The organism is Pseudomonas sp. NFX5 (genome assembly GCF_049132125.1).
Lineage (GTDB): Bacteria > Pseudomonadota > Gammaproteobacteria > Pseudomonadales > Pseudomonadaceae > Aquipseudomonas > Aquipseudomonas marginalis.
In genome coordinates, this window is record NZ_JAFMZG010000021.1 from 24326 (window position 1) to 47387 (window position 23062).

General features: G+C 53.2%; 23 protein-coding genes. 10 read left to right on the forward strand and 13 right to left on the reverse strand.

The window, feature by feature from the left end; translation table 11 throughout:
• Positions 1–174 precede the first annotated feature (174 nt).
• From J1N02_RS13235 to J1N02_RS13270, 8 genes are all read right to left on the reverse strand, one after another.
• On the reverse strand, positions 175–3318 hold the full coding sequence (locus tag J1N02_RS13235) for an efflux RND transporter permease subunit (RefSeq protein ID WP_054896104.1): 3144 nt from the start codon (positions 3316–3318) through the stop codon (positions 175–177).
• Positions 3315–4799, reverse strand: coding sequence for an efflux RND transporter periplasmic adaptor subunit (locus J1N02_RS13240; protein ID WP_020302972.1), 1485 nt, complete (start codon positions 4797–4799; stop codon positions 3315–3317). The genes J1N02_RS13235 and J1N02_RS13240 overlap by 4 nt, the downstream gene beginning before the upstream one ends.
• On the reverse strand, positions 4796–6052 hold the full coding sequence (locus tag J1N02_RS13245; protein WP_187810071.1) for a TolC family protein: 1257 nt from the start codon (positions 6050–6052) through the stop codon (positions 4796–4798). Before J1N02_RS13245 ends, J1N02_RS13240 begins: the two co-directional genes overlap by 4 nt.
• A gap of 99 nt (positions 6053–6151) precedes the next feature.
• On the reverse strand, positions 6152–6493 hold the full coding sequence (locus J1N02_RS13250; RefSeq protein ID WP_080761501.1) for a hypothetical protein: 342 nt from the start codon (positions 6491–6493) through the stop codon (positions 6152–6154).
• Positions 6494–6567: 74 nt separating this feature from the next.
• On the reverse strand, positions 6568–7506 hold the full coding sequence (gene copD, locus J1N02_RS13255) for a copper homeostasis membrane protein CopD (protein ID WP_054896106.1): 939 nt from the start codon (positions 7504–7506) through the stop codon (positions 6568–6570).
• Positions 7507–7509: 3 nt separating this feature from the next.
• Positions 7510–7893 (reverse strand): copper homeostasis periplasmic binding protein CopC, encoded by a 384-nt coding sequence (copC, locus tag J1N02_RS13260; RefSeq protein ID WP_008437424.1) that lies wholly within the window; start codon positions 7891–7893, stop codon positions 7510–7512.
• Positions 7894–8252: 359 nt separating this feature from the next.
• Positions 8253–9641 carry a copper resistance membrane spanning protein CopS gene (copS, locus tag J1N02_RS13265; RefSeq protein ID WP_054896107.1) on the reverse strand — a complete coding sequence of 463 codons (1389 nt, stop codon included), beginning with the start codon at positions 9639–9641 and terminating at the stop codon, positions 8253–8255.
• Positions 9638–10333 carry a heavy metal response regulator transcription factor gene (locus J1N02_RS13270; protein WP_008437429.1) on the reverse strand — a complete coding sequence of 232 codons (696 nt, stop codon included), beginning with the start codon at positions 10331–10333 and terminating at the stop codon, positions 9638–9640. The genes copS and J1N02_RS13270 overlap by 4 nt, the downstream gene beginning before the upstream one ends.
• A 204-nt stretch (positions 10334–10537) precedes the next feature.
• On the opposite strand from J1N02_RS13270, the gene J1N02_RS13275 reads away from it, so the two are divergent.
• The 5 genes from J1N02_RS13275 to J1N02_RS13295 all read left to right on the forward strand — a co-directional run bounded on the left by J1N02_RS13275 (position 10538) and on the right by J1N02_RS13295 (position 14606).
• Positions 10538–10891 carry a co-regulatory protein PtrA N-terminal domain-containing protein gene (locus J1N02_RS13275; protein ID WP_054896108.1) on the forward strand — a complete coding sequence of 118 codons (354 nt, stop codon included), beginning with the start codon at positions 10538–10540 and terminating at the stop codon, positions 10889–10891.
• A 166-nt stretch (positions 10892–11057) separates the two neighbouring features.
• On the forward strand, positions 11058–11594 hold the full coding sequence (locus tag J1N02_RS13280; protein WP_054896109.1) for a cupredoxin domain-containing protein: 537 nt from the start codon (positions 11058–11060) through the stop codon (positions 11592–11594).
• A gap of 94 nt (positions 11595–11688) precedes the next feature.
• A complete protein-coding gene (locus J1N02_RS13285; protein WP_082423352.1) occupies positions 11689–11934 on the forward strand; it encodes a DUF2933 domain-containing protein in 246 nt (81 codons plus the stop codon).
• A 2-nt stretch (positions 11935–11936) separates the two neighbouring features.
• Positions 11937–14294 (forward strand): heavy metal translocating P-type ATPase, encoded by a 2358-nt coding sequence (locus tag J1N02_RS13290; RefSeq protein ID WP_082423353.1) that lies wholly within the window; start codon positions 11937–11939, stop codon positions 14292–14294.
• Positions 14295–14405: 111 nt separating this feature from the next.
• A complete protein-coding gene (locus tag J1N02_RS13295) occupies positions 14406–14606 on the forward strand; it encodes a heavy-metal-associated domain-containing protein (protein ID WP_034139896.1) in 201 nt (66 codons plus the stop codon).
• Between the two features lie 30 nt (positions 14607–14636).
• Here the strand turns inward: J1N02_RS13295 and flgB are convergent, their stop codons facing one another.
• Complete coding sequence (flgB, locus tag J1N02_RS13300) at positions 14637–15050, reverse strand: flagellar basal body rod protein FlgB (RefSeq protein WP_080761504.1); 414 nt, start codon at positions 15048–15050, stop codon at positions 14637–14639.
• A gap of 385 nt (positions 15051–15435) precedes the next feature.
• Between flgB and J1N02_RS13305 the strand changes: the two genes are divergently transcribed.
• From J1N02_RS13305 to J1N02_RS13325, 5 genes are all read left to right on the forward strand, one after another.
• On the forward strand, positions 15436–15642 hold the full coding sequence (locus J1N02_RS13305; protein WP_010565102.1) for a co-regulatory protein PtrA N-terminal domain-containing protein: 207 nt from the start codon (positions 15436–15438) through the stop codon (positions 15640–15642).
• Between the two features lie 178 nt (positions 15643–15820).
• The gene (locus tag J1N02_RS13310; RefSeq protein WP_034139897.1) at positions 15821–17749 is read left to right on the forward strand and encodes a copper resistance system multicopper oxidase; all 1929 of its coding nucleotides are present in this window, start codon (positions 15821–15823) and stop codon (positions 17747–17749) included.
• 12 nt (positions 17750–17761) lie between these two features.
• The gene (locus J1N02_RS13315; RefSeq protein ID WP_140915309.1) at positions 17762–18007 is read left to right on the forward strand and encodes a hypothetical protein; all 246 of its coding nucleotides are present in this window, start codon (positions 17762–17764) and stop codon (positions 18005–18007) included.
• Positions 17979–19043 (forward strand): copper resistance protein B, encoded by a 1065-nt coding sequence (locus J1N02_RS13320; protein WP_019334905.1) that lies wholly within the window; start codon positions 17979–17981, stop codon positions 19041–19043. Before J1N02_RS13315 ends, J1N02_RS13320 begins: the two co-directional genes overlap by 29 nt.
• A 162-nt stretch (positions 19044–19205) precedes the next feature.
• Complete coding sequence (locus J1N02_RS13325) at positions 19206–19673, forward strand: DUF411 domain-containing protein (RefSeq protein WP_019334904.1); 468 nt, start codon at positions 19206–19208, stop codon at positions 19671–19673.
• A gap of 325 nt (positions 19674–19998) precedes the next feature.
• On the opposite strand, the gene J1N02_RS13330 is transcribed toward J1N02_RS13325, so the two are convergent.
• The 4 genes from J1N02_RS13330 to ltrA form a co-directional block, all read right to left on the reverse strand.
• Entirely contained in the window at positions 19999–20181 is a 183-nt protein-coding gene (locus tag J1N02_RS13330; RefSeq protein WP_017341650.1) for a DUF1289 domain-containing protein, read from the reverse strand.
• Positions 20182–20224: 43 nt separating this feature from the next.
• Positions 20225–21190, reverse strand: coding sequence for a CDF family Co(II)/Ni(II) efflux transporter DmeF (gene dmeF, locus J1N02_RS13335; RefSeq protein WP_034139898.1), 966 nt, complete (start codon positions 21188–21190; stop codon positions 20225–20227).
• Between the two features lie 11 nt (positions 21191–21201).
• The gene (locus J1N02_RS13340; RefSeq protein ID WP_034139899.1) at positions 21202–21477 is read right to left on the reverse strand and encodes a metal/formaldehyde-sensitive transcriptional repressor; all 276 of its coding nucleotides are present in this window, start codon (positions 21475–21477) and stop codon (positions 21202–21204) included.
• 272 nt (positions 21478–21749) lie between these two features.
• Positions 21750–23042: a group II intron reverse transcriptase/maturase gene (gene ltrA / locus J1N02_RS13345; RefSeq protein ID WP_017341082.1), complete on the reverse strand. Its 1293-nt coding sequence runs from the start codon at positions 23040–23042 to the stop codon at positions 21750–21752.
• Between the last annotated feature and the right edge of the window lie 20 nt (positions 23043–23062).

The following is a 23062-nucleotide window of genomic DNA, read 5'->3' on the forward strand; positions in this document are numbered from 1 at the left end:
AAGTGCAGGTGGGTAACGGCACTGACCACAGCGTATGTATCGAAATTAGCGAGTTTATGCAAAAGACATAAACTTGCTAATTTCGATACATACCGCGCGTAGGACCGATGAAAACGGGCTGTGCAGCTCAAACGAGGCTGCAAGCGCAGCCCCTTTTGTATGCATTTTTACGCGTCAGTGCTTGCCAGACTCAACGGACAAGTGTCGACGACGCATGAGGTGATAGGCCGCCGGGATCACAAACAGCGATAGCAAGGGCGCCGTAACCATACCTCCAATCATCGGGGCGGCAATGCGGCTCATCACCTCGCTGCCGGTACCGCTTCCCAAAAGTATTGGTAACAAACCAGCGATAACCACCGCAACGGTCATGGCCTTGGGTCGAACGCGCTGCACAGCGCCTTCACGAATCGCGGCCATCAACCCGCGTTCTGTGTTGTCACCGAGGTCTTGACGCTCGGCCCAGGCATTTTTCAGGTAGAGCAGCATGATCACGCCAAATTCGGCAGAAACACCGGCCAAGGCGATGAAGCCGACCCCGGTGGCGACCGACAGGTTGAACCCCAACAGATAGAGGAACCATGCCCCGCCAGTCAGGGCGAATGGCAGAGTGGCCATGATCAGCAGGGCCTCATCGAAGCGGGCAAAAGTCAGGTAGAGCAGCACGAAGATGATCAACAGCGTGGCAGGCACCACCAATTTGAGTCGTGCGTTGGCCCTTTCGAGAAACTCGAACTGCCCTGAGTAACTCAGGCTCATGCCGGGCTGCAACTTGACCTGTTCACTGACGACCCGACGCAGGTCGGCGACTACCGAGGCAATGTCCCGGCCACGCACGTCGATGTATACCCAACCGGAGGGCCGTGCATTCTCGCTCTTGAGCATCGGTGGGCCGTCGCTGACCTTGACCTTCGCCACAGTGCCGAGGGTGATCTGGCTCCCTAGCGGGGTGTAGATCGGCAACTGCTCCAGGGCGCCGAGCGAGTCACGCCACTCCCGAGGGTAACGCACGTTGATCGGGAAACGTGCGAGCCCTTCAATGGTCTCCCCGACGTTCTCACCGCCGATAGCACCGGCCACGATGGATTGCACATCGGCGATATTCAGTCCGTAGCGGGCGGCGGCTTTGCGGTCGATATCCACATCGATATAGCGACCACCGGTCAGTCGCTCGGCCAGAGCCGAACTGACACCGGGTACGCCCTTAGCCACTCGCTCGACCGCCTGAGTCGCGGCATCGATCTCCGTCAGGTTGGTGCCGGCAACTTTCACCCCAATAGGACTCTTGATCCCCGTAGCCAGCATGTCGATTCGGTTGCGAATCGGTGGTATCCAGATATTGGTCAGCCCAGGAACTCGCACCACTCGATCCAGCTCTTCCACTAGCTTTTCTTGGGTCATGCCTGGGCGCCACTGTTCGTGTGGTTTGAATTGGATGGTGGTCTCGAACATTTCCAAAGGTGCGGGGTCAGTCGCGGTTTCAGCGCGGCCGGCTTTTCCGAAAACGTGTTCGACCTCTGGAACTGTCTTTATCAGACGGTCAGTCTGTTGAAGCAGTTGCGCGGCCTTCTGCGCCGATAATCCAGGCAGAGCTGATGGCATATAGAGCAGGTCCCCTTCGTCCAACGGGGGAAGAAACTCACCACCCAGACGAGAGATCGGCCACAACGCGCTGACAAAGACTAGCAACGCAACCAGCAGCGTTATTTTAGGTCGACGTAATACGGCGTCCAGAGCGGGCTCGTAGATCCGGATCAACCAGCGATTTAGCGGATTCTGCTGCTCATTGGGAATTCGTCCACGAATCCAATACCCCATCAACACCGGTACGAGAGTTACCGACAGTCCAGCCGCTGCGGCCATAGCGTAGGTTTTGGTGAACGCCAATGGACCGAATAGACGTCCTTCCTGAGCCTCCAGCGTGAACACCGGAATGAACGACAGGGTGATGATCAGCAGACAGAAGAACAATGCAGGTCCTACCTCGGCAGCCGCTTCAGTCATCACGTGCCAATGACGTTCACCTTTCAGTTCCTCCCCAGGATTGGCCACGTGCCAAGCCTCAACCTTCTTGTGGGCGTTTTCGATCATCACTACTGCGGCGTCGACCATGGCACCGATAGCGATGGCAATCCCGCCAAGGGACATGATGTTGGCGTTGATACCCTGATAGCGCATCACGATGAAGGCGATCAGCACCCCAACCGGCAGGGAGATGATTGCCACCAGAGATGAACGCAGGTGCCAGAGAAAGATTCCGCAGACCAACGCGACGACGATGAACTCTTCGATCAGCTTGTGGCTGAGGTTTTCCACGGCACGATCAATCAACTTGCTGCGGTCGTAAGTGGTGACGATTTCTACCCCCGCCGGCAGACTGCTTTTCAGCTCGTCGAGTTTGGTCTTGACCGCCGCAATGGTTTCACGAGCATTCTTACCGCTGCGCAGAATCACCACGCCGCCGACGGTCTCACCTTCACCGTCGAGTTCGGTAATGCCTCGACGCATCTCAGGCCCTAACTGAATCGTGGCAACATCGCCCAACGTGACCGGCACACTGCCCGTGCCCAGTTTGAGCGGGATAGCGCGAAAGTCATTGAGCGTCTTTAGGTAGCCGGAAGCTCGTACGATGAACTCTGTCTCCGCCATTTCCAGCACGGCCCCGCCGGTTTCCTGATTGGCCTTGCCGATCGCCTCGGTCACCTCAGACTGCGTGATACCCAAGTTCGTCAACTTTAGCGGATCGAGCTGGACCTGATACTGTTTGACCATGCCACCTACGGTGGCTACTTCCGCAACGTTCGGCAGCGTCTTGAGCTCGAATTTGAGAAACCAGTCCTGTAGGGCTCGCAGTTGCGACAGATCGTGCCCACCGCTGCGATCAACCAACGCGTACTGGAAAATCCAGCCAACGCCAGTGGCATCAGGTCCTAAGGCTGGCTTAGCACTGGCTGGTAGGCGGCTTTGTATCTGGCTCAGGTATTCCAACACCCGCGAGCGGGCCCAGTACAAGTCAGTTCCGTCTTCGAACAGCACGTAAACGAAGCTGTCGCCAAAGAAGGAATAACCGCGCACAGTCTTGGCCCCAGGCACTGAGAGCATGGTGGTTGCCAGTGGATAGGTCACCTGGTTCTCGACGATCTGTGGGGCTTGGCCTGGGTAAGGTGTACGGATAATTACCTGAACATCCGACAGGTCTGGCAATGCATCGATGGGCGTATTTTTAACCGCCCAGATCCCCCATGCCGTGACGAACAGCGTCGCCAGCAACACAAGAAAGCGGTTGGCCACCGACCAGCGAATAAGGGCCGCAATCATGGCTGGCCCCCAGAGCGTTCCAGACGTTCAACACGCAGACCATCATCCGTCTGGCTAACAGCGATCCGAACCTTGTCGCCCGTTTTTAGGCCTTTCATCAGAGCTGGAGTGGCGAGAGGGAAAGTCATCGTCATGCCTGGCATACCCAATGTCTTGAAGGGACCGTGGGCGAGCGTGACTTCTTTGTCGTTGATCTCAACGATCTGACCATCGGCCTCATGCAAAGCGCCAACGGGCATAGTAGATGGCGAAACGTCCAGTGAGCTTGCGACAACGCCCTTGAGACTGGCCTCCGAGTCGAGCAGGAACTGGCCAGAGGTCACCACTTTCTGCCCCTCTTCCAAGCCTTTCAATATCGCCGTCTTGCCATCGTTATCCTGGCCTAGCTGCACCTCCACCGGGCGATATCGACCAGCGTCTTCAGAGAGCATGACCAACGCACGTCGACCGGTACGAATGACGGCCTCGCTCGGCACCCACAGAACACTTTGCTCCGTTGAACGATTGAGGCTTACCTGTGCGGTCAAACCTGGTCTGAGTCGGCCATCTGGATTGGGTAACTCAACTCGAACGCGAAGTGTGCGACTGTCCGAACTGGTTTCCGGAAGAATCGCACTGACGACGCCCTTGAGCACAACTCCAGGGAATGCGGATAAACGCGCTTCAGCTGCTTGCCCTACTACGATTGACCCAGCTTCCGCCTCTGGTACAGCCACGGCCAGCCAGACACTGCTCAAACCATTAACACGAGCCAACGTCTCGCCTGCGGCCACCGTCATACCTTCACGCACACTCAGCTCTTGAAGCACACCACCAATAGGGCTGGTCAGCGTCAGGTTCGATTGAACTTTGCCAGTGCGCTCAACTTGAGCAATTAACGTAGGTGGCATTCCGGTTAGCCGCAATCGCTGCCGGGCCGCTGTCAGCAAGCCAGCATCGCCACTACGCTTGAGGGCGAGAAATTCCTCCTGAGCAGCTGCCCACTCCGGCACCAAGATGTCTGCCAAGGCGGCATTCGCTTTCAGTACATCACCAGGTGCATGGGCATACACACGCTCGACAAAACCCGCCGTACGGGCCTGAATGACTGCAACGTCCCGTTCGTTGAAGGCCAGCACACCTACCACGTTCAGTGTCGAGGCAAATACGCCTCGACTGACACTAGCCAGTCGCACACCAAGGTTCTGAGTCAGGCTTGGATCAATTCGAATGGCAGCGCTGTCCCCCTTGGTATCTGCGTATTGAGGGATCATCTGCATGTCCATGAAGGGTGACTTACCCGGTTTATCGAATTTCTGTTGTGGGTACATGGGGTCATACCAATACAGAACTTTTCGATCGGCAGAGGCTTTGGGTTCATGATCCGGTACGACACCAGCTACTCCGCTCATTCGCGGTTGGGCTAACCAGTAACCCCCGGCAACTCCCAAGGCAATCGAGATGCCGATGATTAAAGTCCCTTTCCATAATTTAAAAATCATTGAGCGAACTCCCCGTAAGAGAAATACAGGCGAGCGCTGGTCAGGGCACGTTGCTCTTCAACGTCAACCTGCTTGAGACGGGCTTCGATAAGTTCGCGTCGGGCGGCAACAACCGAGTTCAAGTCACCCTTGCCGGAGCGGTAGCTGGCCATCGTGAGTTCGACCTTTTCTTTAGCCAACGGCAACAAGCTTTCCTGATTACGGTTGACTGCACGATTGAGGCGCTCGTAGTCAGCCAACTCATCCTCCAATAGCTGGGTATGCTCGCGTGACAGGGCTTCGCGCTCAGCCTCAAGCTGGTTTAGTTCGGCGTGCTTGGCCGCAATCTTGGGGTTTTGCCGAGAGTTAGGGAACAGCGGGAGATCCCATGAAAACTGCACGCTGACCATGTCACCGAATTGTTGGCCTCGATGCTGATAATCGAATTCCCAGCTCCAGTCAGATTGCTTTTCCGCCTCAGCTTCACGGATCTTGGCTTGTGCTTCACGGGTCATCGGCACAAAAGCCGCTAATTCGGGGTGATGTTGCAGCTTATGGGAGTAACCTGAGGTCTCAATAGGCCAATCAGGCAAGTTGCCTACCGGTTTGTCATCGGCGGCAGGGCCAATCCAGCGCTTGAGGGCGGCCCGGGCCTGTGCACGTTGGCGAACTAAATCATCCTGCTGCTCAGCCAGTTGAGCAGCTTCCTGTTTAGGTGTGACCGCATCGGCGGGTTGGGCTCGGCCACCCGCAACCTGAGCTCTGACGGTATCGGTCAGAAGACGGTTTTCTTTGTAGAAGTCCTGGAACAACGCATCTTTACGCTCAACCGAGTAGCTTCTGATCCAGGCTAATGCCGTGGACTGTCGGACGTTCAGACGCGCCACTCGACGCTCGGCGGACGCTCGATCAACAGCCGCATCCGCGACCTCAATACGTGCTTTGCGCTTGTCGCTGTTGGGCATCTCCTGCCTAATCCCGACCACTTGCATGGTCATGAAATCTTGGTCGATGCTCCATCTGTCGGGACCACCAATGGGGTAGTTCTGCACGCCCAGCAGTAGCTTGGGATCGGGTAGTTCGCCGGCGGGAATGGCCGCGCTAGTGGCTGCTTGAATTTTGGCGTCTTGTGCGGTCAACGATGGTGCATTGTTTTCGGCCAGCCGCAGCGCTTCATCGAATGTCAATGCGCTAGCGAAGCTCGGCAATGCCAGTACGCTTGCCGCCAGGCCGGCCAGGAAGGACCAACCTGTGCAACAGCACTTGGAGTTCATGTTCACGATTCCTGTGATGATCCACCGCGCGCTTCATAAGACATGCGCGCAGATATGCCATCCCGCTAACGCGGAATGAGGCTCAGTGTGGTACAGGAATCAAGTACGTGGGGGTCGCCATACCCCTGAAGAGGTTTGTACGAGCGGGAGATGGCTGGAGAATGATAGAGCGAGAGGACTGGACAGGGTGATAGGAGGCTTGATGATCGATACTTGCAGCATGCCGCCAGTTTTGCATTCCTGACCCGGCTTACAAGGTTTGCCATGCTCGGTGGGACTTTTCATGTCGTGGCAGCAGTCTTGCCCCATACCATCCATCATCGCCATGCCCATGGTTTTCATCGGGCATGGTTCAGTCGATGCCTGAACACCCGCCATCCCGCTGAGGGGAAGCGCCAAGCTAATCAGGAAAATTAGGCAAAACCGCAGGTAGCGTTTCATGAGCTGGAGTGTAGACGGTGCAAATGGCCCTTACAATTCACCCTTGAGACTCCTTTGTCGGCTGTCACCAACCGCTATGCCGCGCTCATTTCCATGACCGGGCTTAAAGTACCTAACCATGCGACTAGACAAACAATGATGACTGCCATCGAAAATTCGAGCTTCATGCTACGGCGCAAGGCATTGACCGCGACAGCATAGTCTCCATTTCGAACAGAACGTTCCAAGAGCGGGCTTAGGTGAAACCGGTTTAGCGTCGCTAATACGATCATCCCGGCAAATAACAGGACCTTTAAAAATAGCAACTCGCCATAAGTGCTGAGCATCACCTCATCGAGGTTTGGCCCAACGATAAATAGGTAGTTCGCCACTCCCGTAATGCTGATGATCACTACAATCACCGCGCCGGCCGATTCAAACCCTGTCAGTACCCGAGCAAGAATTCGTGCTTCCTGATCGCCTTTTAGTGATTTTAAACGCAGAAGCAGGGCAAATGCCGCTAGCGCACCCAACCAACCGCCTGCGGCCAAAAGATGGAAGATATCGCTAGTAAAATGCCAGTAGCGACGGCTACCCTCGTCCATTGCTCCGTGCCCTGTCCATGCCAAGGTTGCTAGCGCAATCGCGCCACACACGGTGACAATCCACAGACTGAGTGTCGGAAAGCGCTTGTTTAGGGAAACGCCAATAATGGCCGTCACCAACGCCCCTATTCGGACCATCCAGGTCAAACCGACGTCAGTCCCCATGAGAACCATTTGAAAAATATGGTGATGTAGCTCCATGAAACCCGACACGCCACTCATTGCTTTCGCAAGCAACAACATCGCGGCAAGGGACAGAGCTACGCCTACAGCAGAAGTAATGTAAAGAAGCGACTCAAAATTCAAAACTGTTCCCGATATTCTTTCTTTTCCCCTGAGGCTATAAAGACCAAAAATTGCCAGTCCAAATAACAGCATCAGGTCGAAATAAAGAGCAAAGCGAACAACGATATTTATTGAGTCGCTCATGAATCATTTCACTTTAAAAGAAAAGTTGCCGGTAATCGGGTGAGTGTCCGAGGAAACGGCACGCCATTCGACTTTGTAAGTACCCGTGGTCAATGGCGATGCGGGTGTAATAACCATCGTTTTCGGATCACCGCCACCTGCAACGTTAGCTTTTACGCCCATAGGTGAATTCGGCATACCAGGCATATCGGTCATGATCAGTTTTGCACCAGAGAACTGAGTCGTTAGATTCTCAGAAAAGTGCAGTTCAATTTTAGACGGAGCCGCCGCATCCGATCCTTCAGCGGGAGTAGAAGAAACCAGCTTTGGATGCGCCTGAGCAACTGCACTCAGAAGCAAACCCGCAGTCAGCGCAACAGCTACGGTGGTAGTTTTAAGGAATGACATGCAAGACTCCTGACAGCAAAAGCTGTTGGTTCTAGGTTTTTAGGGAATATCTAGTTTTTTACTTTTTGACGCTCGTTAAAACCACTGACGAATACCTAGCAAATTCCGTGTCCTAGGGCCGGCTGGACAGGGAGGAATCACAAGATTTCCAACGTCACAGTGCGAGTACACGATGCCACATGAACGCAAACTGTTCGATTACATTTCAGTCAGCTTGGGGCGGGTTTTTGGCACTGATCTGCCCGGATACGGCGCCAAATACGCGACTCTCTTTGGAACGCTCCAAGAGTTTTCTTTCATCCAAAAACGATCCTATTGAGCTAACCACATGTTGCCTGCATACATATGAACAAGGTGTCTTAGGCCTTTCTTGCATCAGCACATGGGAGTTCAATATGAAAGGCTGTTTTTCCGTTTAACGACGTACACCATATTTTTCCGTCATGCGCTTCAATAATTGATCGAGTAATCGATAAACCTAGCCCTGCATTACTTGGACTTCCTTCTCTGCGAGCTGGGTCCACGCGATAAAATCGATCAAACAGCTTTTCAAGATGCTCGGGCGCGATGGGCTCTCCCGGGTTCTCCACAGACACTGATATTGAAGTTCCTTTCTGCCGGATATCGACAGTAATACGCTTTCCTTCGGGGGTGTACCGGAGCGCATTTGAGAGCAGATTAGAGATGGCCCTGTCGAGCATAAGTACGTCACCTCGGACGCTACCCCTGCCTGTAACCTTGAGGTCGATCCCTCGCTCATCAGCCAGCAAACGGTAGTACTCGAGTAATTTCTCTACTACTGCTACCAGGTCTATCGGTTTGTTTTCATGTGTAATTAGACCGTTATCTGATTTCGCTAGAAAAAGCATGTCATCAATCATACGTCCCATACGTTTCAAGTCATCAAGATTTGAGTACAGATTGTCCTCGTAGTCCTCAATATTTCTTTTTCTAGATAAAACCACTTCAGTGTGAGTCATCAAATTGCTAACGGGTGTCCGTAATTCGTGAGCAATGTCCGCAGAGAAGTTCGATAAACGAACAAACGCATCGTCCAGTCTAGATAACATTGCGTTGAACGAGAGCACCATCTGCTGGAGCTCTTGGGGAACGGGACCTAATGGAATACGCTCTTTGAGCGATTTAGCTGACATTGAAGCTGCTACCTGAGTGACGAGGCGAATAGGTCGCAGTCCACTACGCGCTACCATCCAGCCCAGTGCAGCACTGACCAGCGCGCTTATCACCAGCCCTATCCAAAACCATCGTTCAAGTGTCTCGAAGAAGGCCATATGTTGAGTGACATCAAAGATCAATATCACTGTCAATGGTTTGTCCTGCCCCGTCACAATGGCTTGCGCCGTCACGCCTCGAAATATCTGCTCCTGGTCTCGCCACTCCCAGACATTGCTGTTTGTGATTGTTCGGAAGTCTTCAGGAACCACGATTGGACCTGGGTCAGCAAACAGGAGCTTACCGTCACCATCGATGATAAGGGCTGTCAAATCACGATGAGCACCAAGCAGTGCCTCCAGCTCAGGCTTAACATCACTGAACTGATCAATGCTGTTCAACCCAGTCAAAATTCTTTGCGTCGAGTGAAGCTTTTCGTTCAGCGCCTGCTGATCCAGCATCTTGAAATGATGTCGGCTGAGGTTGTTAAAACTGAGTCCAGCGACGGTGAGCACAGCCGTTACAGCTAGCATGAACATCAGGCTCATGCGCGTAGTCAGGGACATTCGCTTCATTCCGACCCCGTCCCCGAATCCGGCGCGTCCAGCATGTACCCCATGCCTCGAGAGGTGTGGATAAGCTTGACCTCAAAATCATCATCAATCTTTGCTCTGAGCCTCCTGACAGCAACCTCGATGACGTTAGTATCGCTGTCAAAGTTCATGTCCCAGACCTGGGAAGCAATAAGCGACTTGGGCAGAACCTCACCTCGACGACGGAGCAGCAATTCGAGCAACGCAAACTCTTTGGCCGTTAGATCTATACGTTTGCCTGCGCGGATAACCCTGCGCTTGAGGAGGTCCACCTCCAGATCAGCCAATTTCATATGGGTTTGGGAGGGTGCAGTGGTGCCTCTACGCAGCAGCGTTCTGACGCGAGCCAGCAGTTCAGAAAATGCGAAGGGTTTGATCAGGTAATCGTCTGCGCCCAGCTCAAGTCCTTTTACTCGATCCTCAACGCGGTCTCGCGCCGTGAGGAAAAGCACTGGTACATTTTTTCCGGATGCTCTCACTTTTTGAAGTACTTCCCAGCCATCCAGCCCAGGCATCATCACATCGAGAATCAGCAGGTCATACGCCTCGCTCAATGCGTGCTGAAGCGCGTCTTTGCCATTGGTAAAGCGATCAACATTGAACCCCGCCTCAGTGAGTCCTTGCTGCAAATAAATACCTATTTTGGGTTCGTCTTCCGCAACCAGAAGTCTCATGAGGATGGCTCTCGAATAATTGTGAGGCTGAGTCTGCAATGAAATGCCTCTGCCAACCAGCAGCTGACAGAAAAGTAATATTGGCTTCAGGTAGATGTCAGCGAGTGCTGTCTAGGGTTCGAGCATGAGTACTTCCTGGTGCTCGACCGACTCTTCAGCATGAAACCTAGAGGAGCCGGAGAACAAATCAAAAGGAGCTGCCTCATGAACCGTTTAAAAGCCCTATTCTTTGTTAGTTCGATACTCATCTCTGCGTCTGCGTTGGCTGAAGGTGGTGCAGATCGGATTCTGGAGCGCATGGGAAGTCTGCGCGACAAAGCCGAAGCGACCTTGGTACAAGCTGAAAAAGCTCCTGAAGGGCAACGCCATGTGCACATGGCCGAGCATATGAAAATACTGGGCGAGATCATGGACCAGCTTCATCTAGATCATCCAAAAGCATCAATGTCACCTCAGGAACATCTCGCCTGGATGGAAAAACACGACGCCATGGTTGATGACGTTTTGAACCAAATGCAGCGCGAGCACAAACTGATGCTTTCTGAGAACCATCAGTAACCGAATAACTCCCACGGGGCTCTTTGAACCGCCCTGCTAGACACGGCGTCATCTGGGCGCCGTGTTTTCTCAGGAAAACTGACAGAAATGTAGTGTTCAAGTCAGTTAACGGGCAGCTCTATCCCTTTAGCATAGCTAGTGTTTTCCACTTGCTCTCGAGGTCACCATGAAAACTAAGCTCATTACCCCAGTTATTGCGGCAATCACCCTACTCCTCGGCGCTACGGCGATGGCCAGCGTAGGTCATGGGAAAGAGGATATCGGTCAGCCTGGCGTGGCCTCTGCGGTTACCCGTACGGTAGAGGTGGAGATGGGTGATATTTTCTTCATGCCTAAAAACATCGACGTGAAGCCTGGTGAGACTATTCGTTTTGTCCTTCGCAATAAGGGCGCACTGCTGCACGAATTCAATATCGGCCAAGCCGCTGCTCACGCGGCGCACCAAAAAGAAATGGCGAGCATGTTCCAGAATGGAACGCTTACACCCACCGGAACTGGAAAAATGTCGGGCAACATGGGCCATAGCATGGGAGGCATGAAGATGGTTGGAATGGAACACAACGACCCAAATAGCGTGCTGATCGAGCCAGGAGCAACCAAGGAGTTGATCTGGACCTTCAACAACACAACTGGACTTCAATTTGCCTGCAACGTGCCAGGTCATTACCAGTCTGGAATGGTCGGTCAGTTTGACTTGAAGTAAGCCTGAACCGACCGCTAAAACCGCGTCGACGCAAGAGTTCGCTATGCTCTGAGGCAGAGATCAGAGCAACACGCTCACACACTGGGTCTAGATCATGGATAACCAGCAGCATCCGGCTGGAAGCACCTCCCCACCATTTTGGAGGCGCAAAACAGGCGTTGTACTGATCATGCTCATTGCGATCGGTGCCTTTTACGGAGTGCGGGAACATTTCACCCACGTTTATCCGTATTTGCCCTATCTCATCCTGTTGATCTGTCCATTGATGCATTTTTTTGGGCATGGACATGGCGGACATGACCATGGCGATCAGGCAGGAACCAACAAGGAAGAGAAATAGCTATGCCCACTACACCGAGCCACCACGATCACGGTCCCGCCCACGCTGCCTCGCCCCATGACGGTGATCTACGTGACCCGGTGTGCGGTATGGCGGTTACACCTCCAAGTAAATTTGGCGAGTCTTACCAAGGACAGACGTATCAATTTTGTAGCCAGAAATGCCAAGAGAAATTTCGGGCAGATCCAGAACGCTACATTGGTAATCATCCCAGCGCTGAACCCAGCAGCGCCGCTATAGAGCCCGCGCTACAGGTAGCCACTGAGTTTACCTGTCCTATGCACCCGGAAATAAGACAGCCAGGGCCCGGCAATTGCCCTAAATGTGGCATGACATTAGAGCCGGTCATGCCCGCGCTTGATGACGATGACAAAACCGAGCTCCGTGATTTCACGCGCCGCTTTTGGTGGTCGCTGCCTTTAACCGTGATGGTGGCCCTTCTAGCCATGGCGGGTCACTCATTACAACTCTTCCATGGTTCGGTTCAAAACTGGATCGAGTTCGCTCTTGCCACTCCGGTCACCTTATGGGCAGGTTGGCCCTTTTTTGTAAGAGGCATAGCATCTGTTAGAAATCGCAGTCCAAACATGTGGACTCTGATTGGTTTAGGTACTGCCGCAGCCTATCTTTACAGCGTCGCGGCAACCCTATTTCCCCAAAGTTTTCCCACCACCTTCATGCAAGATGGACGCATCGGCGTCTACTTCGAAGCCGCTGCGGTCATCATCTCGCTCACCTTGCTTGGGCAAATTCTTGAGCTCAAAGCACGGTCACAAACCTCCGCCGCCATTAAGTCCCTTCTAGGCCTGTCTCCCAAAACTGCACGCAAGATCAACGCTGATGGTCAGGAGGAAGACATTCCTCTTACCCATGTTCACTTGGGAGACCATTTGCGGGTCAGACCTGGTGAAAAAGTGCCAGTTGATGGCTCTGTACTCGAGGGAGAAAGTGCGGTGGATGAATCCATGCTCACTGGTGAACCTGTGCCGGTCATGAAAAGAGCAGGGGATAGTCTGATCGGTGCCACGCTTAATACTCATGGAAGCTTGGTGATGGAGGCGCGAAAGGTCGGCGCTGACACTATGCTGTCGCAGATAGTACAAATGGTCGCACTAGCCCAACGCTCCAAAGCGCCCATGCAACGAATGGCCGACTCAATCGCAGGCTACTTTGTGATGGCGGTTATCGCGATTGCGTTGCTGACCCTCTTAGGCTGGGGACTGTTCGGCCCTGAACCCAGCTGGGTCTTCGGCCTGATCAACGCTGTCGCCGTACTTATCATCGCTTGCCCCTGTGCACTGGGTCTGGCAACGCCCATGTCGATCATGGTTTCGACGGGTAAAGCCGCCAGTATGGGTGTGCTGTTCAGGGATGCCAGTGCCATCGAAAATCTCTGCAAGATCGACACACTGATTGTCGATAAAACGGGGACCCTGACAGAGGGACGGCCGGTATTTCACAGTGTGGAGGCCACACCAGATTTCAACCCACACGATGTGCTTCAACTGGCCGCTAGCCTTGATCAAGGCAGCGAACATCCTTTGGCTCATGCCATCGTCGATCACGCCCGAACTGAAAATGTTGCGCTCACCAAGCCTGAATCGTTTGAGTCCGGATCAGGGATTGGAGTCAGTGGCCTCGTTGGTGGCAAGAAAGTACAGCTGGGCAACACTGCACTTATGGAAGCTGCCGGCGTGAGCACTAAGGTCTTACAAGACCGTGCAGAGTTGTTGCGCCTTGAAGGCATCAGCATCATCTATCTAGCAGTTGACGGGGTCTTGGCGGGGTTACTGGCGGTCTCAGACCCGATAAAACCAACCTCTAAAGAAGCAGTCACCAAGCTTAAGGCTGATAACGTAAAAATCATCATGGCCACCGGAGACGGGATCACCACCGCACGTGCTGTCGCCAGGGAGATGGGTATTGAAGAGGTTCATGGTGAAGTGAAACCTCAGGACAAGGAGCGTCTGGTAGCCGACCTCCAGCAATACGGTCGAAAGGTTGCCATGGCCGGCGACGGTATCAACGACGCACCGGCCTTGGCGCGAGCTGATGTGGGCATTGCCATGGGGACAGGGACTGACGTCGCGATGAATAGCGCGCAGCTCACGCTGGTAAAAGGCGACCTGATGGGGATTTTACGGGCACGGGCACTTTCGGTTGCAACGGTAAAAAACATGCGGCAAAACTTAGGTTTCGCCTTCCTTTACAACTCAATGGGTATTCCCCTCGCCGCAGGCCTGCTCTATCCACTGACGGGACACCTTCTGTCGCCAATGATCGCTGCGTTAGCCATGAGCGTCAGTTCTGCATCTGTAGTTTTCAATGCTTTGAGATTGAGGAATACCCGAATAGATTGAGAGTAACCGATGCTCGCAGCCCGCAATATATAACTCTTGACCTTACCGTGGTGTCAACGTTGATGCTGTTGTTGCGGTGAAAAGAGACCGCCCAGCACAAGAGGAATAACCATGTTCGTCTTAAACGTATCAGGCATTGGTTGCGGTAGCTGCGTCAGCAAAATCATCAAAGCGATCCAGTCACTGGACAGCGAGGCTACGGTTTCCGTAGATCGCGCTGCCGGTAAAGTGAGCGTCGAAAGTAGCGAAAACCCAGAGCAGGTCCGTAAAACTGTCGAAGCACTCGGGTTCCCTTCCCAAATCAGCGCCTGAGGCGCTGATTCCCTAGCTGGGTAAAGTTTATTATTCACCTCGCAGAGCTTTAAGTAGCCCCTTAAATGCTCCATTTAATCTAGTAAAGGCGGTTTCGAAATGAATTTCATTTTCCGTATACTTTGCGACCTCGACCTGTTGATCCACAGTATTTTGATCAATGGAAGGTTGGTTCGGCGTACTGTAAAGCAAAGCACCGCTGTGAATATCACTTGCTAATTCGTTTACGGCAATATGTCTCGGGTTTGTTGTTTTTAAAGAGAACGGAGTAGCCAAACCTCCCTCTGTTTGGCTAGCCAGTACAGCAGAAAAGTCCAAGTCTCTGGCCTTAAAGTTAGGAGTGTCGGCATTAGCGATATTATTGCTAAGTACCTCAGCTCGTTGGCTGCGAAAAAGTAATGCTCTTTCTGCGGAGCCAAGCGCTTTTTCAAAATTAATACTCACCGGTGGCCACCTTTAGTTACGCTGCCATTTAATTCCCACCTATCGAACACTCAAGTGCTTAACGTAGTGCGTCCGAGCCGATGTATGATTTCAGCGAAACCTCAAAAACGCCACGCCATCGTGCAGTGACCGGAAACTTACAACACCGCACAGGTAAATTTTAGATGGTGGATGGCGGTTATGTGTCGTTGGATAGCTTAGACCTTACGGACTAATCACCCTGTATCTCAAGAGAAATATCGCAACCTGACACAACTGTAATATTGGCCTAAGCTTCCTGACAGGGGATGAGTCTTATAGTCCTATTGAGCCTCAAGCTCACCCCCCAAGAGTCAACGATTGATGTGGATTCAGGGGTTACCAATAATCATCCGAGGACCCCCAAATGAACCCTATCAAAACCTTGTTCGTCATCGCGGCTCTGACCGTCTCTTCTTTGGCTATGGCTGAAGGCGGTGGTGACCGGACTTTCGCACGCATGGAAGTGGCCAGGAATAATTCGATGGAATCGTACCGAGTAGCTCAAACGCAAAATGCCCAACCTCCCGTCGCTGAAAGCAAAGCCAAGGCGATGGATCACAAAAATTGCTAAATAGCTGGGCCCTCCAAGCTGACAGAAATGTAATCACTGCGGTGGTTTAAATGTGGCAATTTCTGAGCTCGCTTGCCGTAAGAGTTTGTCTTTTGTGACGGTGGGCAAAGCTGATCCGGGCAACTCATGATCGGTTGTTTCGCACGGCTTCCCTTTTGACTGATTGGAAATAAACGGCATGCATTCCAAAACCTCTAGACGGACATTCGTAAAAGGCTTGGCCGCTGGTGGCATTCTCGGCGGCTTTGGCCTTTGGCGCACTCCTGTATGGGCGGTGACAAGTCCAGGTCTGCCGAGCGTACTCACTGGCAATGAATTTGATCTGTTTATTGGTGAAACCCCTGTAAACATTACCGGCTCGGCGCGAACAGCCATGACCATCAATGGATCATTGCCAGGGCCTTTGCTGCGTTGGCGCGAAGGAGAGACAGTCACCCTGCGTGTAAAAAACCGCTTGGACCAAGACACCTCAATCCATTGGCACGGGATCATTCTGCCGGCCAATATGGACGGTGTACCTGGCTTGAGTTTCCATGGCATCGCACCCGACGGCATGTACGAGTACAAGTTCAAGGTTCATCAGAATGGTACGTACTGGTACCACAGCCACTCGGGCTTACAGGAGCAGGCAGGGGTTTACGGGCCAATCGTTATCGACTCGAAAGAGCCTGAACCTTTTCAATACAACCGCGACTACGTGGTGATGTTGACTGACTGGACCGATGAAGATCCTAGTCGCGTCATGGCCAAGCTTAAGAAACAGTCGGGCTACTACAACCACCATAAACGCACCGTTGGTGATTTCATCGACGATGTCAGTAAGCAAGGTTGGTCAGCAACAGTAGCTGACAGGAAGATGTGGGCTGAAATGAACATGAGCCCAACCGACCTTGGAGACGTCAGCGCAGATACTTACACCTATCTCATGAATGGCCAGGCGCCCAACGGTAACTGGACCGGTATTTTCAAGCCGGGTGAGAAGCTACGACTACGCTTTATCAACGGCTCGGCGATGAGCTATTTCGACGTCCGCATTCCTGGTTTGAAAATGACCGTTGTGGCCGCCGACGGCCAACACGTCAATCCAGTGAGCGTTGACGAATTCCGCATCGCCGTAGCTGAAACGTATGACGTGATCGTAGAGCCTGCCAGTGAAGAGGCTTATACCATCTTCGCCCAGTCTATGGATCGTACAGGTTACGCTAGCGGAACACTTGCAGTGCGTGAAGGCCTAAAGGCACCGATACCTGCAATTGACCCACGTCCTATAGTAACTATGGATGACATGGGGATGGGCGGTATGGCTGGTATGGACCATGGCAGCTCGGCTGGAATGGGCGGTGGCGACATGGCCGGCATGGATCACAGCAAGATGGCAGGGATGAACCAAGGTGACATGACTGGGATGACCGGCATGGACAGCGGTGACATGACTAACATGGCTGGTATGGATCACAGCAAGATGGCTGGCATGGGCAAAGGCGACATGTCCAACATGGCTGGCATGGACCACAGCAAGATGGCAGGAATGGGCAGTGGTGATATGTCAGGGATGGCTGGCATGAGCGGTATGGGTGGAGAAATGCAGACTCACCCAGCCTCTGAAACCAACAATCCCTTGGTTGACATGCAAGCCATGAGTCCAACGCCAAAGCTGAACGATCCGGGCATAGGCTTGCGGAACAATGGTCGTCGAGTGCTCACTTACTCCGACTTGAAAAGCACTTTCCAAGACCCTGACGGCCGCGAGCCAAATCGTACCATCGAGCTTCATTTGACCGGTCACATGGAGAAGTTCTCGTGGTCGTTCAACGGCATCAAATTCTCTGACGCCGAACCGCTGCGCCTGAAGTATGGCGAGCGTCTGCGCATCACCTTGGTGAACGACACCATGATGACCCACCCCATCCACCTTCACGGCATGTGGAGTGACCTCGAGGATGAGAACGGCAAGTTCATGGTGCGCAAGCATACGATCGATATGCCACCAGGTACCAAACGCAGCTATCGAGTCACCGCTGATGCCTTAGGCCGTTGGGCATATCACTGTCACCTGCTTTTCCATATGGAAATGGGCATGTTCCGTGAAGTACGGGTAGATGAGTAAAGGAGACGATCTGTGAGCACATACCTAAATCGTAATTCCCTCGTGGGTTGCCTCTTTGCTGCTGTCCTGCTGAGTGGACTCTCGTCCACGGTGCTGGCAGAGGAAAATGGCAGCGACCATTCAACCACTGTTCCTGCTACAGCAACGGACAAGCCAGCAACGGCAAACGATCCGAAGCTAGATCACGGGTCAATGGACCATAGCCAGATGAGCCATGAGTCGATGGATCATGACCAAAAAACCAAAAAGGCAGATTGAGATCATGACCAGTAAGTTTTTACGCCCAACGCTGATGGCACTTGCAGTCTCTACCGGTCCAGCATTCTTTTTCATGGCTCAAGCCGCTGAAGAGATGGATCCGTCGATGGCGATGCCATCAAGTGCGGACGCAAAGTCTTCAACTGCACAAAAATCCAAACCAGCCAAAGCGAAAGATGCCGCGATGGATCACTCCAAGATGGACCACGGCTCAATGGGATCCATGGACCATAGCAAGATGAGGGCTATGGATCACAGCAAGATGAGCATGGATAACGGGCAAATGGACGGTATGGAAAGCATGGATGGAGGGGCGACTACCACAAGCCGAACCCCGATCCCCGTACTTACCGACGCTGACCGGGCCGCCGCTTTTCCAGACTTACCAGGCCATGGTGTGCACGATAAAAAAATTAACTCGTTCATCCTCCTGGATAAATTTGAGTACCAAGACGCTGACAACGGTAGTGCGCTGGCTTGGGATGCAAAAGGGTGGATCGGCGGTGACGTCGATCGCCTATGGTTGCGTTCGGAAGGCGAACGTACCAATGGCGTAACCGAGAACGCTGAACTTCAGGCTCTGTGGGGACACGCCATCGGTCCTTGGTGGGATGTCGTCACCGGCATTCGACAAGACTTCAAACCTGGGTCACCTCAAACATGGGGAGCGCTCGGTATTCAGGGCATGGCCCTCTATAACTTTGAAGCTGAAGCGACTGCTTATATTGGTGAGAACGGTCAAACCGCAGCTCGGTTTGAAGGCGATTACGACATCCTGTTGACCAATCGCCTGATCTTGCAGCCGACCGCCGAAGTAAACTTGTACGGGAAAAATGATCCTCAGCGCGGCATAGGATCTGGATTGGCCAACACTGAACTAGGCCTGCGGTTGCGCTACGAAATTACTCGTCAATTCGCACCCTACATTGGTGTTAGCTGGAATCGCTCATATGGTAAGACGGCTGACCTGGCCAGCGATGAAGGGGAAAAGACAAACGAGGCCCGGTTTGTAGCTGGTATTCGGATGTGGTTCTGAGCGATTTGAGCACTAGCCCTACGAATTCAAATGATCGGGGAGTTGGCTCCCCGACTCTAAAGTAGATCCTTCAATGTAACCTTTGCAGCGGCATGAACGCTTGAGTGGGGTTCTATTGCTTCGTAGAACATCTCGCCGTCTCCAAGGGAAAAGGAAATATTCATGACAGGTAGCTTCCGACTTTCAAGTCGATTTCTGCGTATCACAACATTCACCGCGCTGTTCATTGGCTCAACGGCTCAAGCGGCGCAGACCCTGACCATCGATGTGCATCGAGATGCAAACTGCGGATGTTGCAAAAAATGGATTCAGCATCTTGAGGCCAATGGCTTCACCGTCATTGATCATGTAGAAACCAACATGAGTGCTGTCAAACAAGATCTAGGTGTCGCTCCACGACTCTCGTCTTGTCACACTGCGATGATCAACGGGAAGTTTGTTGAAGGTCATGTGCCAGTTGAGCAAATAATTGCGATGAGTAAGCGTGACGACCTTCTCGGGATCGCTGCTCCTGGCATGCCAGCAGGTTCTCCAGGAATGGAAGTCGACGGAGTGCATGAGGCCTACCAGATAATCGGCCTGACCAAAGCTGGCACAGATCAGGTGATTGCTGAATACCCCGAAAACTAATCCCACCCCGTCCATCCCGTCACAGCATGGTCACCGTTCATGGCCATGCAGCGGGACATGCTCTGTCGATTTCATTCTCAAACCATTCGCTAAGGACATCAGCAACAATTGTAAAGGCGCTCTTGCACCGAATTTGATAACCCCGTACTGCTGTCCTCAATAACAATTTGAGATGACGCCATGCTCCGTATACTGCCACGCATTGGGCAGCAGATTGCTGATCGGGATAGTGCTAAGTTTGGGAACGGCGTTGCCTCTCAGCTTGCCCTTTCGAATTAGGGCATCTGTCTCGGCTGAAAAAGTAGAAAAGGTAAATGACTGTGGTTTAAGAGTTCTTTTTTTGCAGGCTTTTCAGACGCAGGGTGGCGCGTTGTACAGCGGCCATTTTTTCTGGACGTTTCATTCGTTTCCATTTTCTGATGTCTTCCTTGGTACGACCGCAGCTGACGCATAGTTCGCTGTTCAGCTGGCAAACAGAAATACAGGGATTTTCGATGTCCTTGGCCATTGTTCAATTCCTCGTCGAACTTATGCGTGCTACGGGTTCATTGCTAAGCCAGAACGGCGACCTGATCGGGTGAGTCAGCGCCCAACTTCGTGCGGTACTCAACTGTCAGATGAGTGATCTCATGAACCGTCGCCAGCCGTTCTCGTATGTTTTCTGCATTCACTGCTGGGCTGCCCAGAACACTCACAATCGCGGCGCGGGCTTGCGGCCCCACCTGCCAGACATGAAGATCAATGATCGAAGCATCTCCCGGTCGCTCAACCAGTTCACGAATCTCTTCAGCGACATGATCATCTGTCTGGTCGAGCAATACACCCGAAGTCACCCGCATCAACGACCAAGCCCAGCGTGCAATCACAACGGCACCCACAATCCCCATTGCAGGGTCGAGCCATACCCAACCAAGGTATCGACCAGCAAGAAGGGCTGCGATGGCCAGAACCGAAGTCAGTGCATCTGCAATGACGTGAACGTATGCAGAGCGCAAATTATTGTCGTGACCATGCGCATGGTGAGACTCATCGTGGCCGTGGTCATGCCCATGGTGATGATCATGACCGCCAGACAGCAAAAGCGCGCTCACCACATTCACTGCTAGTCCGACAATTGCGATTAGAGTCGCTGTCCCGAATTGCATTTGAGTCGGTTGAAAGAGACGAAACAGCGACTCTCCAGCAATTCCCAAGGAAACCAGTCCCAAAATCAGAGCAGAAGCGAAGCCACCCAAGTCTCCCACCTTGCCAGTTCCAAAACTGTAGCGAGCACTTGAGGCATGTCTTTTCGCGTAACCGTAAGCAGCTGCGGCTATGCCCAGTGCACCTGCATGCGTTGCCATGTGAAAACCATCGGCAAGCAACGCCATTGAGCCAGTGAGATAACCTGCGGTGATTTCAGCAACCATCATTACGACGGTCAGGGCCACCACCCACAAGGTACGCTTGGCGTTTTCTTCATGTGATTTCCCAAGGAACATATGGTCGTGGGAATAGTCGGTGTACGAATTACTCATCTGGGCAAATCCTATTTGGAATAGCGGCGAATGGCTTCGAGAAGCTCATCGACGCCTTTCGCTCTTTCTTCGTTGCTGAGTGTTGGATTCGCGACGTGTTCACGAGCGTGGTCTTCGATGATTTCATCCATGAGCCCATTGATCGCGCCACGAGTCGAAGCGACCAAAAGCAAGGTTTTCGAGCAGTCATCATCAGAGTCGAGTGCTCGCTCAATCGCCTGGATTTGCCCAGCGATCCGCTTTACGCGCTTAAGAAGATTGTCTTTGCTCGATCTCATATGCCCCATACCATACCCCCCCTACCTATAGTTGAAGTATAATCACACGTTCCACCTAGCCATACAACCCAGGACGGAAATACACCTGCTCGTGCAGAACCTGTGTACGCAATAGATTGTGCGAGAGCTCATGAGGGGCAGCATCAGCACTGGAATGACGGCCGGGGATATACCGATAGTTATGTCAATATCCATCGGCATAGGGGACGGCCTTCATAGGCCGCTCCCCTGCCACACCACCCGGCATGCGGGTCCGCACCGGGCGGTTCGAGAGATTGAGGTTATGAGAGGCGCGCCAATCCCAGCCTGTCGAACCACGCAATATTCAGCACACGATTCAACTCAAAACGGCTATTACGCCACCAGCGATGAGAGTTACTGGCCACCCTCTGCGCCACCTGCTGGCTCGCCCCCAGTGTCCGCAGCTCTCGATAGATCGTAGGGCCACGCTTCCACTGCCTGAGCTGGATCGCTCTCAGTCGATGTCGTATCCATTCGTCCAGCTTGCGCCAGACTGCCGGTGTTTGCGACAACGTGAAGTAGGCTTTCCAGCCCAAAAGATAAGGCCGGAGATTATCTGCGACCTGTTGCAAGCTACGCCCGCAGGAGCGCCGGGTAAGCCAGCGGATACGCTGCTTGAACTGTTTCTGCGCCTTATAAGAGACCGCGCGCTTGACTTCACTTCGGGCTGACCACAACTCATAGCCCAGAAACTTGCGACCAAACGCGCTCGTCACTGCACTCTTGCTCTCGTTGACGCTCAAGTGCAGCTTTTCGTACAGCCGCCTCAGCAGGGCCATTACCCGCTGCCCCGCCTTCTGACTGCGCACATACACGTTCGCATCGTCGGCATAGCGCACGAAACAATGGCCTCGGCGTTCAAGCTCCCGATCCACTTCGTCCAGCAGCACGTTCGCCAACAACGGCGACAGTGGGCCGCCTTGCGGCGCCCCGCAGCGGCTTTTCTCGACCACGCCATTGATCAGCGTTCCCGCATCCAGATAGGCGCGAATCAGCCGGATAACCGCCTGATCCGTAATCCGTTTGCGCAAACGATCCATCAAGATGTCGTGATCGACCCGGTCGAAGAACTTCTCCAGATCAACATCCACCACCACTTTACGTCCTGAAGAGGCATAGCGCTGAGCCGCTAAAACGGCGTCCTGCGCACAGCGTCCCGGACGGAAGCCGTAGCTGTGTTCACTGAAGGTCGGATCGAGTAATGGCTGCAAGGCTTGCAGCAACGCTTGTTGGATCAAACGGTCGGTGACCGTTGGGATACCCAACTCGCGTTGACCGCCGTCAGGTTTGGGAATGACCACACGCCGTACCGGACTGGGCCGGTAGACTCCTGAAAGAAGCTGTTCACGAATCCCCGCCCATTGGGTCAGCAGGTACTCGGCCGTCTGATCAATATCCAGACCGTCGACTCCCGCTGCACCTTTGTTGGCCTTGACCCGTTTCCACGCCCGTTTCAGGTTTTCTCTCGCAAAGGCCCGTTCCAGCAGCCCTTGTCCTGCGTTATCGGGTTCATTTTGCGGGCGATTGACCTCGTCGCTGACAGGATTTCTCACGGTTTCACCGCTCGTTATCT